Source organism: Cohaesibacter celericrescens, from assembly GCF_002866925.1.
Lineage (GTDB): Bacteria > Pseudomonadota > Alphaproteobacteria > Rhizobiales > Cohaesibacteraceae > Cohaesibacter > Cohaesibacter celericrescens.
On record NZ_PKUQ01000010.1, the window covers coordinates 33,855 to 48,987 of the forward strand.

Sequence of the window (15,133 nt, forward strand, 5' to 3'; positions counted from 1 at the left end):
GGAGTTAGATCTTGCTTTGGCGAACTATACCGTCAGTCAATTTCGAAGTTGGACTTTCAACCAAGCGCACATTCGCTGCAGAAAGGCAGTCGACGATTGCCTCATCCGGTTTATAGCCCTTTGCGACGGTCGCCAAGACCGATCGAGCGCGCGCAATATCATTGGCTTCGCTGGCGCTTTTCAATGCGTCCAGGTGAATATCAAGAGCTTCTTGTGACATCTCTTCTTCCATTGCGCGCATTATCAAAGGATGCCGTGTTCTTGTAACACAATCACCAATCAGCAATTCCTCGCGGACTTTTTCTCCGGGTCGCAGACCTGTATATTGGATTTCAATATCTCCATCAGGATTGTTTTCATCTCGGACGTCCAAACCAGACAAATGGATCATTTCCCGCGCCATGTCCTGAATTCTAACTTCTTGCCCCATATCCAGCACAAATACGTCACCACCTTTGGCTAATGATCCAGCCTGAATTACAAGCAAGGCTGCTTCTGGAATAGTCATAAAATAGCGGGTGACATCGCGATGTGTGACAGTAACCGGACCGCCTTCTGCAATTTGGCGCCGAAAAAGCGGAACGACGGACCCTGATGACCCCAGAACATTGCCAAAACGCACCATAGAGAAAATGGTTTTTGTATCTGGATTTGCAGCTTTGGCCTGCACAATCAATTCTGCAACGCGCTTGGTGGCCCCCATCACATTGGTTGGCCGTACGGCTTTATCCGTTGAGATGAGTATGAAGCGCTCAATGTTGTTCTGAAACGCTGCCTCACAAGCATTTAAAGTGCCCTTGATATTGTTTTCAATTCCGACAAACACATTCTGTTCGACCAGAGGCACATGTTTGTAAGCGGCGGCATGGTAAAAAACTTGAATGTCAAAATGAGAGACCACCCTATTGAGACGATCGAAATCACAAACAGACCCCATGATCGGAACAATAGTGATGGATAGATTCCGCTTCTTGATAATCTGGGAAAGCTCTTGCTCAATCTGATAGAGATTAAACTCGCAATTTTCATAAAGAACAAGACGATCAGGTCCAATGTTCAGAATCTGGCGGCACAGTTCAGAGCCGATGGAGCCCCCTGCCCCAGTGACCAAAACCGACTTTTCCTTAATGCTATTCTGCAGTAAATCTTCACGCGGAGGTACGGTCTCACGCCCAAGCAAGTCGTCGATTTCGACCTCACGCAAGACATCAACGGTCGCGGCTCCGGTAACAATTTCCATCATCGATGGAACCGTCAAAACATTGATATCTCCCTTACTCAAGCGCTCCAAAACCTGCCGTTTTTCCGCAGGAGAAGCTGACGGGATAGCGAGAAGAACGCGTTTTAAATCAAACCGATCCTGTAAATCTGGCAATGCGCTGGAGGGGTAGACCCGAATGCCTTGAATGATAGAATTATGCAAATTTGGATCATCATCAATAAAGGCAACCGTCTTGTATTCCCGGCTATCCGCAAGGGCGACAGCAAGCTGCACACCGGCACCACCAGCACCGTAAATGGCAATCGTCTCATGAGGCAGAATATTTTTCAAAATCCAGTGGTAATAATGGCGATAAATGAAACGGCTAAGCCCTGCATAACACAGCGTCACCAGCGCAAATATGATAGGAATTGAACGTGGAATATACTGTCCCGATTTGAAGAAATCGAGTGCCATCACAAAAAGGGCAAGGAAGAAGACGGACCGAAACAATTGTGTCACCGTCTGCGCCCCGGCAAAACGCAGGATCGTGCGATAGACCCGGTTCACAGAGAAAATGGCAACACCGACGACCGACACCAGAGGGAAAATCCACCAATTCGGGACGATATAGCTTTCCGGCCACCAGTCTGACAAACGTAAGACGTAGGAAGCCCACAAGCAGATTGGTAGAAACAAAGCATCGAGCCCCATCATAACCTTGCGCTTGATGCTTCGGCGGACTTGCAGCAAGTCTTTCTGTTTCTCGTGTAACGAAGAAAACATTTATTCTCGGCCTTCAAATTATAATTTAGATGTCCGCTTTATATCGCTGGTCCGATATATTGTATAGCTCGAAGAAGAAGCCAATATAGCTTTGATTATAAAGATAGTTGCATTTTTCAAGCGTTTATCAATCCGGTTATTGAATCTTTATAATTGCCCGACACGAATATTTTAAACCAAGGCGATAGGCACATACTTTGCAATGCAACGAACCGAGGAGAGTGCGTATAACCATCATTCATTGCGCAAGCGCGCGCTTTTTCTCAACAACAATATTGACCGATTTCCTCAATTCCTCCTGATCATCCCGAACCTGTTCAGAACTTCTTTGCATCAAAATACGTTCCGCCTCGCGCAATTGGGCAATCGCCTCGGCAAAGGCTTCAAGATCATGCTGACCATCGTCTTCTTTTCTATAGAAGGTACGCGACAGAATTACCAACTCAGACCCCAAGCGAACATGTTCGGACACAACGGCGCGCCCTGAGACCAGCCCTTCGCCCATGCGCGCCACACCACCAAATCCAAATGGCTTGTCATACTGTTTGGAGCACTCTGCAAAATGCTGAATCTTACCATCGATTAGAGGCTCAAACATGAAGTCCATCCCCATATCCAGATGCAAATCATTCAGGCCGACAAACAATTCCGTCACGCCTGGGACCTGAGCAATCCTATCCAAATCCTCAAAGGCCGCAGCTGTCTCAATCAGGGGAACAATACCGGCTCTTCCCCGCACCATAGTGCTGAACTGCTGCAACTGCGTTGCAGACGTGAACATCGGCAACATCAAAAAATCAGCGCCGGCCTCTATCGCTTGATCAATTTCACGTTCGGTCCCATCGTAAAGCGGGTTCAGCCTGACAAGCAATTCAGCCTTTGAAAGCGCTCGTTTAACCTTGGCAACATCGTCCATCTTGTGGCTCGTGATAAAGGTATCAAGATGTTGCTGGCGCGCAAGTTTGCCGTTGATTTCCAAGTCAACAAAGATCCTGTTGACACCCACACCCTCCGCAAATTTTGCAAAATCAGGATCGTTGGTAATCAGCATTAGTTTCAACATACTGGGACTAATCCACATTTCTATTCAGAGCCAAAGGATCCTTAAAATATTTCCTTCGCAACAAAGCAAAGAGGTTCTTGTCGCACAACACATTTATCGCCTTTCTTTGCTTTCCGCCAAGGCAGCCCGCATCAAAGGCAACACGGTCAGAGCATTAGCGGCAACGAGCAAAATACCGATCACGACAGCCAAGAAGCAAGAGAGCAAAATAGACGGCTCTGGGATCCAGCGCGACAATCCCCATAACAGCGGCACACTCACAACAAAAGTGATGCAGGCAACAAGTATCAGTTGTTTTACAGTTTCCGTGACAAAGGTCCACTTGCCTTTTGACAAATTGACTATGTTGAGCCCTGAATGAACAAAATAAAACACCAAAAACGGTAACAGAAGCCATGTTTGATTGACCTGACCATAATTGATGACCACAAATTGGGAGCCAGTCGCAAGAGCCGCAGCAATGATTGAATTTCGCAAAACAAGCCGGGGCAAACCCAATGCATTCAATCCAATTGTCGTCATAAAAGTCACCCCAGCGAAAGGTAACGCCAGAAACAAATATTGAGATGTTTCTGCAATCCGCAAAACATCCTGAAGAGACATAGCCCCTCGGAGAAAAATCAGCTTGGTCAATCCCTCCCCAACGCACAGCCAAACACCTATGATTGCAGCAGAAAGTACGGCAATACCCTTTATGGCGTTAAGCACCTGTGCCTGAAATTTCTCTAACTCATTGTCTGGAATTTTAGACAACCGAGGCAACAAGATCGTCACCAAAGGTCCAAAAATCAGAGCCGACGGCAATTCAAATAGCTTATAACTATAATTGAAGATAGCGAGATTGCCCTCTCCGCCAGTCGCGTAGATTGTGCGGAAGATGATTGGCATGGCCACCAGCAAACTAAGACTGAGGACACCAGCGCCAAAATCGCTCCAAAACGGCAGCCCGGGCTTGCTAGAGCCAAGCTGTATCGAGCGTCGGAACAACCCTCTCGAATTGAAGCCCAAGAGAGACAGTCGGATAAGACTGGCACCAATAATAGCGCTGGCAAATGCCAGTAATTTTTCATCATTCTGCCACCAAGCAATCAAAAACACGCAAATAGAGGCGTTGAAGGCCAAGGTCCCCAGATTTGGCAGAACGAAAATTTCATTAGCATTCAAAAAGGACACAAAAACACCGGTCAGTGCCGCAACAGGCAACGAGATCAGCGTGATCGTCATCGCCATTTCATATATAGACAAGGCTTGCGACGATGCACTGGGCGCCAGTAAAGCGAGCAGAGGCCCCGACCACAAGGCTAGACACCCTGCCAGAAGGGAAAATGCCAATCCGACAACGACAGCAATATATCTGGCCAGCGCCTGACGCTCTTGACCGTGTGCTTTGCACAAGCGAGGGGTCAGGACCGCACTGAATCCCCCTGCCAACAGCAGGCCCACTGTAAAATCCGGCAAGCTAAGCAGCACGATGACAATATCGGCCTGTTCCGTCACGCCATAACGACCGGCCAGAATTAAATCACGCAGAAAGCCAGACAAGCGTCCGAGAAGCAATGCAAAACTGACAAGGGACATGGTCACAAAAAGGGATTTCATGGAGTTTAGAGCCCTAATAGGCCTCCTGCGTGAGAACAATAAATTTCTTGTTTATTCTGCTAATTGAGTGAATTGAAAACGGCAAGTCATCCTGTGGGAGCGCCTTTTCAAGGCGAATCCACCAACATCAAGGGATCCGCCACCATAAAAGACAATTTCATCGTCGAATTCAACGGTTACACCGCCATTTTAGAGCCCATGCTCCTCGTTACAGAGTCTAGGCGTTCGCATCTGCCTTGGTGTATGCTTCGAGAGACTTGTCTCCGCAAGCGTCGATGACGTAACCACAGGCTCTTNCACTCGTTACGGCCTTCATCCACTTCCTAAGCACCTCCAGCGGATATCCTGAACCGTAACTGTGGCCAACACCGTCGGTCTGCCACCCTCCAATTTGATCAACAATATCGGCGGGGCATTCAACAGCCCTGAGGCGATCCCTCATCGAATGACGGAAACTATGCATCGAACATCCTTCAGGCACGTATTTCTTCATCCATTTGTTCAAGGCTGCACTCGCTGAATTTGCATTTGTCGTCTCGGACTTGTTGTACCGGGGAAATGCAAACCTTGATGCAGTATCCTGATTCAGGATGCGCAATGCCGCCCATCTGGCCTCACCTTCGAGTGGGACGTCACGCTCGCTGCCTTTTGTTTTGAGACGACGCCAAGGGTGTGGGCGAACACGCGCGTAAAGGGAACCATCATCGGCTCTAATTATGTCGTCTCGGGTCATCCCTGCTGCTTCTGCCAAGCGCATTCCCGTGTCCGAAACGAGTGAAACAAGCCAGCGCAAGTCATCATCAAAACTACGGCACTTCGACTGCACCAAGGTAATGGCTTCTTGAGGAATCGGGGTACGGTCTGAGACGCCTGCCGACCGGTCATAGTATACGCCTGAGAATGGGTTGGTGATAGTTAAGCCCTGTTCGCTAGCGGCAAAGTTAGTTACTGCCCGAACAGTCCCAAAGACCCGCGTGATGCTGCTCCCTGCAAGTTCACGCGCAATCAGGGAATCGCGAAAGGTGTTTGCATCTGCCTTGGTATACGCATCGAGGGGCTTGTCCCCGCAAACGTCGATGACGTAACCACAGGCTCTTTCTGCGGCTTGATGGAAGGTAGCAGGGCGACCCTTCCCTTTCAGCTTGAGATAAATCCCAACCGCTTCTGACAAAAGAACAGATGATGAAGAAAGAACAGATGATGAAGAAAGATCAGGCGTTGGATCAGCGACGTGCGTTCCGACTTCCCGCTGAAGCCTTAGCATATGTTTGCCTGGCAACACTCCGTCTTGGCACCGAAGATGGTACCAATACTCGTCAAGCCGATCAGCAGCCCTTCTGGCTCAAGCCCGAGCGATTCTGGGAGACCTCGTGCTGCACGAATAAGCTATCCGTGGCGATGTGTAGTGGGTTTTTAGTTCTTAGAGGATGCGGTGGGAAAAGTAAAAATTGCCAGCTTTCACGAAGGTGTCCGAGTGTGAAATGGTCTCTGACATGGTTCACAGCTCTTAGCAATTGCTAAAAGCTGGAGCAGGAACAATAATTTATGAGAATTTTTGGTGCCCAGGAGAAGTAGGTTTTTNGGACTCGAACCTCCACTTCCATACAGAAACTAGCACCTGAAGCTAGCGCGTCTACCAGTTCCGCCACCTGGGCATCTATCAGGTGTGAGGCGGTATTTACGGCTCCAGCACTATATTGTCAACGTAGGATCATAGAAAAAGCAAACAATTCACACCATTCATCCCAATGAGGACAATGAGCATGGGACAAATCCTAACTTCCAGCTTCACAGCTGCGCCGTTAACGACTAGGAAAATAGGGATGCCACCTGTGGTGCATCGTTTATAATATTATTTCTGCTGGTAAGATCTCAGATTTACTGCGCGTGCAAGACAGACAGAAGACTGAAAAGACGTTAGACTGCTTAATACTGCAAAAAGACCGATGCCGGGCGCACAATGCCGAAGTATGGAGAAACATTGATGACCAATTCAACAGGCAAGATCGTAACCGTCTTCGGAGGCTCGGGCTTTCTTGGCCGTCATGTTGTGCGTGCACTGGCAAAGCGCGGCTATCGGGTGCGGGTGGCTGTGCGTCGTCCGGATCTGGCCGGTTTTTTGCAACCGCTGGGCAATGTGGGTCAGGTGATGCCGATGCAGGCCAATCTGCGCAATGCAGATTCTGTGGCCCGTGCCGTGGCTGGCTGTGATGCAGTGGTCAATCTGGCTGGCATCTTGTTTCAAACCAGCAAGCAAAGCTTTGATGTTGTTCACCGGGATGGCGCCAAGAGCATTGCAGAGGCAACAGCCAAAGCGGGCATCTCAAAGCTGGTTCAGATTTCTGCGATCGGGGCTAATAAAGAATCCGCTTCTGATTATGCACGCAGCAAAGCAGAGGGCGAAGAGGCCGTTTTGGCTGCCATGCCGGACGCAGTCATCATACGCCCATCCTTGTTGATTGGCGTTGAAGATGAGTTCTTCAACAAATTTGCTGAAATGGGCAAACTGTCCCCCTTCCTGCCATTGGTAGGAGGCGGAGACACGCTATTTCAGCCCGCCTTTGTTGGTGATGTGGCTGAGGTGATTGCAAGGGGTGTTGATGGCACTTTGGCGAAAGGAACCACCTATGAACTGGGTGGGCCCGAGGCAAAGAGCTTCCGACAGCTGCTTGAGCTACTACTAGCCGAGACTCATCAACGGCGGTTTTTGTTGCCAATTCCCTTTTGGATTGCCAATCTTTTGGGTACGGTGTTCGAAAAACTGCCCAAGCCACTATTAACCCGAGATCAGGTCAAATTGCTCAAAACCGATAATGTCGTCTCAGAAGCAGCAAAAGCCGATGGGCGCACATTTGAGGGGCTGGGCATAGAACCACTGGCGATAGAAGCCGTGATCCCGAGTTATTTGTGGAGCTATCGTACTACAGGGCAATATGAAGCCAATCGACTGCGCTAAACGTCCCCGTGATACGAAAAAAGACCAATCCATCCTGCCGTCAGAGGATCTCTGGCGGCATTTTAGGCATCAAAGCCACTCGGTTGAAAAAGGAATGCCAGTCCTTTTGCTCTGGCTTGCTCCATGCACTCTCTGCAACCGCAGAAAGACGCGGAAAGACCATGTGATTAAACAGGCTGCGTGACACCAAATTCTCACTCCAAATACAGCCTTGAATGCCAATCATCTGCGGAGAATTTTCAAACCCAGCGGCGGGGTCAAACTGATAGGCATCATAGGGACTGGCGGTTCCGGCCCAGCTCAGGCCCGGCTCAGTCCACTCTGGTGACTGCGCCATATCGAGATAATAGGCCTCCCCCGGACACATAATGATCCGATAGCCCTTCTGCGCCAGTTCCACGCCCCTTTCAGCTTTCATCCAAGCCATCAGAATGCTCTTGTCCGGGTCCAAGCCCCCGCCTTTGGCTGCTTCTTCCCATGCAACGGGCACCTTGCCTGATTTGACCAGACGATCCTCCACAAATCTCAGGACTGCCGCCTGCATATGCATTGTGTCCGGCTTGCCTGTCGCATCGAGATACCCCTTTGCCTGCGCCCAACTGTTGGCAGCGCGGGAACCCGTCCAAGCCGATTCAGCCACTTCATCGCCGCCCATATGAACAAAGCGACCGGGGAAAAGGTCACAGATTTCGCCAAACACAGTTTCCAAAAAAGTCCATGTGGCGTTGAGGCCCGGATTGAGCGCATTGTTGACATAGCCCTGCACCGACGCGCCGCCTTGAATAGCGCTAGGGTCTAACAGCTCTGGAATAGACACCAACGCGGATTGGGAATGCCCGGGAACATCCACTTCCGGCATCACATCAATATGCAAGTCCTCGGCGTGGGCTAAAATCTCACGCACATCTTGCTGGCTATAGAACCCACCATAGGGAGAAACACCGGATCCATGTTGCGGCAAGAGGGGAAGTTTATGCCCACGCCATGCGCCAACACGCGTCAAGCCCGGATAGGCAGGGCTTTCAAGTCGCCAGCCTTCATCGTCAGTAAAATGCCAATGAAAGCGATTGAACCGATGCCATGCCAGAATATCGAGAAAGTCCTCTATTGACTGCTTATTATAGAACTGCCTTGAGACATCCAGATGCATGCCGCGCCAATTATGCTGCGGCCAGTCTACTAGTCTGCCCGATAGGGGAAAGGAAAAATCTCCACCCTCCCCTCTGGCTGCACGCCAAATCTGCGCGAGCGCCAACAATCCATAAAAGAGACCAGCCTTATCTGCCTGTAGGGTAATGGCGTCGTGCGAGAACAGCAACGCATAAGCAGCCTCCCCGTGAGACGTCACCGCGTCACCAGCGGGTTCGATGATGATTGGCATCCCTCGGCAACCCGATGCAAAAGGCACCGACTGGGCGGAAAACAAACGTTCGCAGAGTGCGTTGATCGCATTAGCGGCCTGATCGGGTTGCTGCAAAGAAAAACAATCCGGCGCAGCAGCGGCCCAACTGTCGATCTGCACATCATTGGCACAGGGCAACAAACCGAGCATGGGCCGGCCCTTGGAGGCTTTCCCGACGACATTGGTTTGGGATTGTTGGTCGAATGAAATAACAGGGGGGTGCTGTGGCTGCAATGGCTCACAATGAACCGGCACAGTGTTGCCATCCGATAGAATCAGGAAGGCCGATTTTGGCCCATCTGTGCAATGGTTTGGGCGATGGGACAAAACCGGTATGACAATCTCCCACAGAACACCTTGAGCATCGGCACACAGAGGCCCAAGGGGCGCCAACTCGTGATAATTGGCAGTGCGAGAGACAAAGTGCGCTCCGATCAACTCGGTGTCAGGAGGAATACGGGTGATCGCCGTATAGGCAAGGCGCAAGCGATCAGGCAATGCCGTGTTGCATTCTCCTGATAGCGTTAGGCGCATCCTTCCCGTGTTGCTACCGTCATCTTCCCAGAGGCTTTTGAGTACCAAATTGCTGTTAGCATTCATATCACCACCACCCTAGCAAACCATGCTTGTACCATTGCAGTATACACACGCAAAAAGGCGGAGCTATGCCCCGCCTCTCAATCAATTAACCACTGCGTCTCGTTCGCACATCGCGCTTAGTCAAGTGGCGGAATACGCAAAACCTGACCGGGGTAGATTTTATCCGGATGGCTCAGCATTGGTTTGTTGGCTTCAAAAATACCTTGGTATTTGGCCCCATTGCCATAATGCTTGGAAGAGATCGCCCACAGCGTGTCGCCCTTTTTCACTGTGTAGAAAGTGGCATCCGGCTCTGCATTTTTGACCGCAATTTCTTCCTCAACTTTGGAAATACCGAGAGTATTGCCAAGAGCCAGAATGATTTTCTCGCGAATGGAGCTGCTCTCCGTTGCACCAGCCACTTTCACGGTGTCCCCGTCGACAGTCACTTCAAGATTTTCAGCGTCCAAGCCATGCTTGGCAACTTCGGCTTTCAAATCTTCTGCTTTTGGAGATTCGTCTTCGGATGTGATGCCTATTTTCTCACCAACCGATTTAATAAAATCAAAAACGCCCATAATAGTTGCTCCGTCCGTCTGTTTGCTGCGCTTTGGTCCGTTAATGTTTGCGAACCATGTGAATAGCCAGCGCTCCCACCTCTAGGCAAAGCAGATTTTGGCGGTCATGACAACTATTCTGGTGATCGAACAAAAAAATACCCCCTATCCTGAAGGCATAGCACCTTGGATTGGGGGTATTTGTTGGTTCGGACCGATTCCAGCGGCAAGTGTTGGTTAGCTAGCTTCGACTTGTTTGAAAAAGTCACTGATCATCAGATCAAGCGTCTGGGCCTGTTCCGCCACGCTGCGCGAAGATTGCAGAACGCCAGATGCGCGATGGGTGGTCTCACCTGCTTTTCGGCTGAGTTCGGTCACATTATCCGAAACGGTCTGCGTCCCTTGCACAACGCTCTGGACAGAACTGGATATCTCCGACGTTGCCGCCCCTTGTTGGCCGACGGCAGAAGCGATGGACGTGGTGTATTGGGATACTTCTTCCATGATTTCAGCGATGGAGCCAATGGAGCCGACAGCGTCACGGCTTGAACTCTGAATGTCATTGACCTGTTGTGAAATCTCTTCTGTAGCCTTGGATGTCTGGTTCGCCAATTCCTTGACTTCGGCTGCAACAACCGCGAATCCTTTGCCTGATTCACCAGCACGTGCAGCTTCGATCGTCGCATTGAGTGCCAACAGATTGGTTTGTTCAGCAATATCGCGAATGAGATTGACAACTTCACCAATCCTAGACGACGCCAAATCAAGGCTTTTCACTTTTTCATTTGAGGATTGCGCAGCATCCGCAGCACGCTCTACAATCGCCTGAGTTTGATCCACCTGCCCATTGATATCCGCAATCGCTGCCGTTAGTTCCTCTGCGGCCGAGGCCACGGTTCCAACATTTTCAGCGGCATTCTGGGATGCATTACCCGCAGTTTGCGCCCCAGCAGCGGTGTCATCTGCAATACCCGACAGGGCTTGTGCATCTTGTTCCATACGGTTGGCATTTTCGGTAACATTGGCCAAAGCCACCTTAACCTGCTGATCGAAGCTCCCGATCAGACCGGTTATGCGTTCTTGACGAAGAGCCCCTTGCTGGCGGTTTTCTTCTTCCGATTTGGACAGATCACGCGCCTTATGCGCATTATCCCGGAAAACTTCCAGCGCAGCGGCCATAGCGCCGATCTCGTCCTTACGATCCCGATCCGGAATCGTAATTTCCAAATCCCCACCCGATAGCCGCGCCATGATATCGCGCATTCTGGCCAGCGGCGCATTGATTGATCGCGCTTGCCAAAGGCCGATGCCGGCACCAACCAGCAACAGCAAGACCAAGATACTTGCAGATGAAATCAGATAATTGTTCCATACTGTTACAAAATAACCAGCGGGCATCAGAATATGAATCACGCCAATTGGTTTGCCCGAAAAATCAACGACCGGATGCAGCGCAGAAGCGTAGCTGATGCCGCCATGGGTTAGCGGTTCCTGAATGACGGTCGTCTGAAGTGCTCCTAGCAGCGCATCTTTGCTTGCAATACTGGTCTCACCAAGCGTCGAAGCGAACAGCTTTATTTCATCGGCATTGGCACTGAACTGTTCGAAATTCGTATTTGGCATCAGATAGAATTCAGTGTGCAGGCCACGATCGCCTACAAATTTCTCAAACAACCCTTTATTGAAGGAGAGACCAAACTCGATTGTGCCCAAATGTTTGCCGTCAAGCGAGATAGGAGAAAGACCGCGGACACCGATCCCTGCCCGACCGCGCTCCAACCCCATAACAGCTTTATGCTCTGCATTAGCCGTTACGACAGTTTGGCGAAAGCCGGATAGATCATCGCCAAATTTGGACGGTTTGTGAACACGGTGGAAAGACGTTGCGGGCGGTAGATGAAACTGGAATTGCTCAACACCATTCTCTGCTTTCCACTTGGCAAAGCCGGAATCAAACATTTTGCTCAGAGTTTCACGGTCCCCGTCAGCCATTGCGCTTTTTACCGCTGGCATTTCCGCAACAAGTGCGGCACGGTTGGCGGCGTCCATATTCCAGTTTTTAATCAGGCTTTCGAATTCAGCAATATAAATCCTAAGCTCTCGATCCTCTGCGGTAGCAATCAAATCCCGGATAACAAAGGATGTCGCAAATGCCATCAATAATAAGACTGCAAATATGCTACCCATTATTGAAAAAATGATGCGTTGTTTAATTGTCATTGAAGTATTTCCCGCCAGTCAATTATATGCACACAATCCGATATGTAGTAATATGAACAGAAAATGGTTAACGTCTTATGGACCAAAATTGTAAGGGAATTTTTTACACCAAATAATAAAAATCGTTTGACAGACGAAATTGAAGACAGCCCACATCAACAAGCATAAATAGGAAAAGCAGTGGCCAAATTACGCATCACTACCGGCTCTCCAATGGAGCAAGAAGCCGGTTATAGTAGAGCAATAGTGGACGGAAACTGGTGTTTTGTATCCGGCACCACCGGCTATGATTATGACACGATGGCGATGCCAACGGCCCTGTCAGATCAGGTACACAATTGTTTTGCAACAATAGGGAAAAGCCTATTGGAAGCTGGGTTCTCGCTCAATGATGTTGTGCGCATTCGGTATTTTGTCACATCACGAGCTTACGCCAACGAGGCATTCCCGATTTTCGGCCATTATCTTGGCGATATTCGTCCCGCAGCAACCTTGATCATTTGTGAACTACTGAAGGAAGAAATGAAAATCGAGATAGAAGTGACAGCGATGCGCAGCGCAGCCGATGGCTGGGCAGGCACAACCGATCCACTTGGACTGTTCGATGAGTGAAAAAGGCCCCATCTGGGGCCTTTTCTTTGTATTTTTATGGTCGCGCCGAGGTCTCTCGATATAGAATATACAACGATGCAGCGATGATCAGCAACGCGCCGAACCAAAACTGACCAGCCGGGGCAAAACCAAAGGCCAGCCAACCGGCAGCAACGTTGAAGGCCAGTTTGATATGATCGAACGGTTGCACATAAGCAGCGTCGGCAGAGGAGTAGGATCGAGCGATAAGCAACTGCGCCAGATAAACCAAAAATCCTGAAGCAACAATAATTGCTAGCGCACTCATAGAAGGAATTTCAAATCCACCTCCGAGCGCCATAAGACCATTGACCGGCGTCATCAACAGCAACAGATACACAGTGACCGTCTCGGGTGCTTCTTGATCAGTCAAAGTCTTGGTCATCAGGGACGTCGCCGCCCAAAAGACTGCCGCCATCACCGGCCAAAGGGCAAACCATGTGAAGGCATCCGACCATGGGGCCAGAATCACCATTCCACCCATGAAGCCAACGATAGTGGCTGCCAAACGATGGATACCAATTTTTTCCTTAAGGAATAGATGCGCCCCCAATGTGACAAAGAAGGGCGAGGTCATGATCAGGGCGATGGCCTGCCAAATGGGAACATGAGCAAGGCCGGCTGTCCACGCCTGAACCCCAAGCACTGCGAACAACACACGCAGCACATGCCTGCCAACATAGTCGGTTTTGGCAGCCTGCAAGCCAACTTTATAGAGCCATGGCAAGCTAAACAGCAACGCCACAAAATATTGGCCAAAGGCAACCATGCCCGATGCCAGCCCAAGGGACATAGTGAGATATTGCGATCCTGTATTGACGAGCGCAAAACACAAGCCAGCCAGGATCATATAAATGGCACCCCAAAGCGCGCCAGAGCGCAACGCAGCAGCAGCCAGAGAGGTGTTTTGGGAAGTCTGATTCATTTCGCTTTTCCAAATTAGGCGGAAACTTCATAACAAAGAAACCACCAGAGCAAGTGAATCAGGACGCACGGACAGAGCCAACCACCCCCGAAAACCAAACGGAAGAGGGAACAGTCCTGTCACGTTCTCTATCATCCGGACTATAACCGTCGGCTCTGGAATCACACCAGATCTGCTTGACCATTCATTCACAATACCAATCAGCAGTGTCCATGAATGCGCTCGCGGGCTTGAGGCTCAAGCACAGCTTGAGCACCTTACCGCCGGTGGGGACTTTCACCCCGCCCCGAGAACAATGCCTGTCACGACCTAGATCGAACAGAGCGAAGCTAAAATGGCTGTTTTTGAATGAAATAGCAAGATGGAACAAGAACTATACTGATTAGGCCGGGAATAAGCGAGGATTTGCCAAAACAACAAAAGGCGGGAGTCAAGGTCCCGCCTGTTTCTTTGTATGGTGTGTCTCTAACAAGGTCTCGCTACACCCAGTCTTGTGTCCTTAAAAGACCGGACCAGAAGGCTGCTTTACCCTTCCTGTTTGTTTTCAGATGCATGCTCGGTTGGAGATGTCGGGCGCGAATTATGACGGGCAGCCATAAAGCGGTCGAACTCTTCCTTGTCTTTGACGCGGCGCAGATCAATCAGGAACTCATCGAATTCTGCTCTTTCTGCTTCGAGTTTACGGCGCTCTTCTTCCAGTCGCTCAAGCTCTGCCTTGCGATATTCGTCAAAAGCAACATTGCCCGTTTGAGCAAATCCACGGCTTCGACGTTGGCCGCAACCGGAGTTTTTGAATTCACCGTCCATGCGGGTTTTCAGGTCCTTGAACATCTCTCGCATTTCTTCACCCCAGATTATATAAGCCAACATACCAAGGCCAAGCGGCCAGAAGAAAATAAAACCAAGTATCATCAACCCCACATTAGAGGCTTTCCAAGATGACTTGGCAGTAACTGAATGTGACATCGTCTTCCTTTCGTTCGGCATTACGTTTCCTTTACACATTGCAGCTCAAATATTCGTTTCAATTTGGTGCAATGCGCTCTCACACCACAAGAGATGGGAAAGTAAAAGCGCAACTTCAAGAATATTTTTTGATAATTATTTTGAATAATGGCCTTGAAACGGGCTAAAAAACTCCCAGTTACAGCGGATTTTTTTACTTTTCACACCAATAATGCGCCCCTCCTGATTACTTGAGGGTATACATCGCCA

11 protein-coding genes, 1 tRNA gene and 1 riboswitch are annotated in these 15,133 nt (G+C 49.8%); of the genes, 2 read left to right on the forward strand and 10 right to left on the reverse strand.

The genetic code is table 11. The features are described 5' to 3' along the window. Positions 1-4 precede the first annotated feature (4 nt). The 5 genes from C0081_RS05725 to C0081_RS05745 form a co-directional block, all read right to left on the reverse strand. Positions 5-1,987, reverse strand: a complete 1,983-nt coding sequence (locus C0081_RS05725) for a polysaccharide biosynthesis protein (RefSeq protein ID WP_101532860.1) — start codon at positions 1,985-1,987, stop codon at positions 5-7. A 238-nt stretch (positions 1,988-2,225) separates the two neighbouring features. Continuing rightward, positions 2,226-3,050, reverse strand: coding sequence for an aldolase/citrate lyase family protein (locus C0081_RS05730; protein WP_101532917.1), 825 nt, complete (start codon positions 3,048-3,050; stop codon positions 2,226-2,228). Between the two features lie 93 nt (positions 3,051-3,143). Further along, on the reverse strand, positions 3,144-4,649 hold the full coding sequence (locus C0081_RS05735) for a lipid II flippase MurJ (protein WP_101532861.1): 1,506 nt from the start codon (positions 4,647-4,649) through the stop codon (positions 3,144-3,146). A 217-nt stretch (positions 4,650-4,866) separates the two neighbouring features. Next, entirely contained in the window at positions 4,867-5,913 is a 1,047-nt protein-coding gene (locus C0081_RS05740) for a site-specific integrase (RefSeq protein WP_210200408.1), read from the reverse strand. Positions 5,914-6,205: 292 nt separating this feature from the next. Further along, positions 6,206-6,304 (reverse strand) — tRNA-Leu (locus C0081_RS05745). A 329-nt stretch (positions 6,305-6,633) separates the two neighbouring features. Here C0081_RS05745 and C0081_RS05750 point away from each other — a divergent pair. Next, a complete protein-coding gene (locus tag C0081_RS05750) occupies positions 6,634-7,605 on the forward strand; it encodes a complex I NDUFA9 subunit family protein (protein WP_101532862.1) in 972 nt (323 codons plus the stop codon). Between the two features lie 40 nt (positions 7,606-7,645). Here the strand turns inward: C0081_RS05750 and C0081_RS05755 are convergent, their stop codons facing one another. The 3 genes from C0081_RS05755 to C0081_RS05765 form a co-directional block, all read right to left on the reverse strand. Continuing rightward, entirely contained in the window at positions 7,646-9,607 is a 1,962-nt protein-coding gene (locus C0081_RS05755) for a beta-N-acetylhexosaminidase (protein ID WP_101532863.1), read from the reverse strand. A gap of 116 nt (positions 9,608-9,723) precedes the next feature. Continuing rightward, a complete protein-coding gene (lysM, locus tag C0081_RS05760) occupies positions 9,724-10,164 on the reverse strand; it encodes a peptidoglycan-binding protein LysM (protein WP_101532864.1) in 441 nt (146 codons plus the stop codon). A gap of 216 nt (positions 10,165-10,380) precedes the next feature. Beyond that, a complete protein-coding gene (locus tag C0081_RS05765) occupies positions 10,381-12,363 on the reverse strand; it encodes a methyl-accepting chemotaxis protein (protein WP_101532865.1) in 1,983 nt (660 codons plus the stop codon). Between the two features lie 180 nt (positions 12,364-12,543). Between C0081_RS05765 and C0081_RS05770 the strand changes: the two genes are divergently transcribed. After that, on the forward strand, positions 12,544-12,975 hold the full coding sequence (locus C0081_RS05770; protein ID WP_101532866.1) for a RidA family protein: 432 nt from the start codon (positions 12,544-12,546) through the stop codon (positions 12,973-12,975). A gap of 34 nt (positions 12,976-13,009) precedes the next feature. Here the strand turns inward: C0081_RS05770 and C0081_RS05775 are convergent, their stop codons facing one another. Beyond that, positions 13,010-13,918, reverse strand: coding sequence for a DMT family transporter (locus tag C0081_RS05775; protein WP_101532867.1), 909 nt, complete (start codon positions 13,916-13,918; stop codon positions 13,010-13,012). 119 nt (positions 13,919-14,037) lie between these two features. After that, positions 14,038-14,216: riboswitch (FMN riboswitch) on the reverse strand. A gap of 227 nt (positions 14,217-14,443) precedes the next feature. Further along, positions 14,444-14,884 carry a DUF2852 domain-containing protein gene (locus C0081_RS05780; protein WP_101532868.1) on the reverse strand — a complete coding sequence of 147 codons (441 nt, stop codon included), beginning with the start codon at positions 14,882-14,884 and terminating at the stop codon, positions 14,444-14,446. Positions 14,885-15,133 lie beyond the last annotated feature (249 nt).

Bases quoted from the DNA above. Each gene is read 5' to 3' on its own strand.
- lysM (WP_101532864.1), bottom strand. From the start codon at position 10,164: ATGGGCGTTTTTGATTTTATTAAATCGGTTGGTGAGAAAATAGGCATC.
- C0081_RS05755 (WP_101532863.1), bottom strand. From the start codon at position 9,607: ATGAATGCTAACAGCAATTTGGTACTCAAAAGCCTCTGGGAAGATGAC.
- C0081_RS05735 (WP_101532861.1), bottom strand. From the start codon at position 4,649: ATGAAATCCCTTTTTGTGACCATGTCCCTTGTCAGTTTTGCATTGCTT.
- C0081_RS05780 (WP_101532868.1), bottom strand. From the start codon at position 14,884: ATGTCACATTCAGTTACTGCCAAGTCATCTTGGAAAGCCTCTAATGTG.
- C0081_RS05765 (WP_101532865.1), bottom strand. From the start codon at position 12,363: ATGACAATTAAACAACGCATCATTTTTTCAATAATGGGTAGCATATTT.
- C0081_RS05730 (WP_101532917.1), bottom strand. From the start codon at position 3,050: ATGTTGAAACTAATGCTGATTACCAACGATCCTGATTTTGCAAAATTT.
- C0081_RS05725 (WP_101532860.1), bottom strand. From the start codon at position 1,987: ATGTTTTCTTCGTTACACGAGAAACAGAAAGACTTGCTGCAAGTCCGC.
- C0081_RS05750 (WP_101532862.1), top strand. From the start codon at position 6,634: ATGACCAATTCAACAGGCAAGATCGTAACCGTCTTCGGAGGCTCGGGC.
- C0081_RS05775 (WP_101532867.1), bottom strand. From the start codon at position 13,918: ATGAATCAGACTTCCCAAAACACCTCTCTGGCTGCTGCTGCGTTGCGC.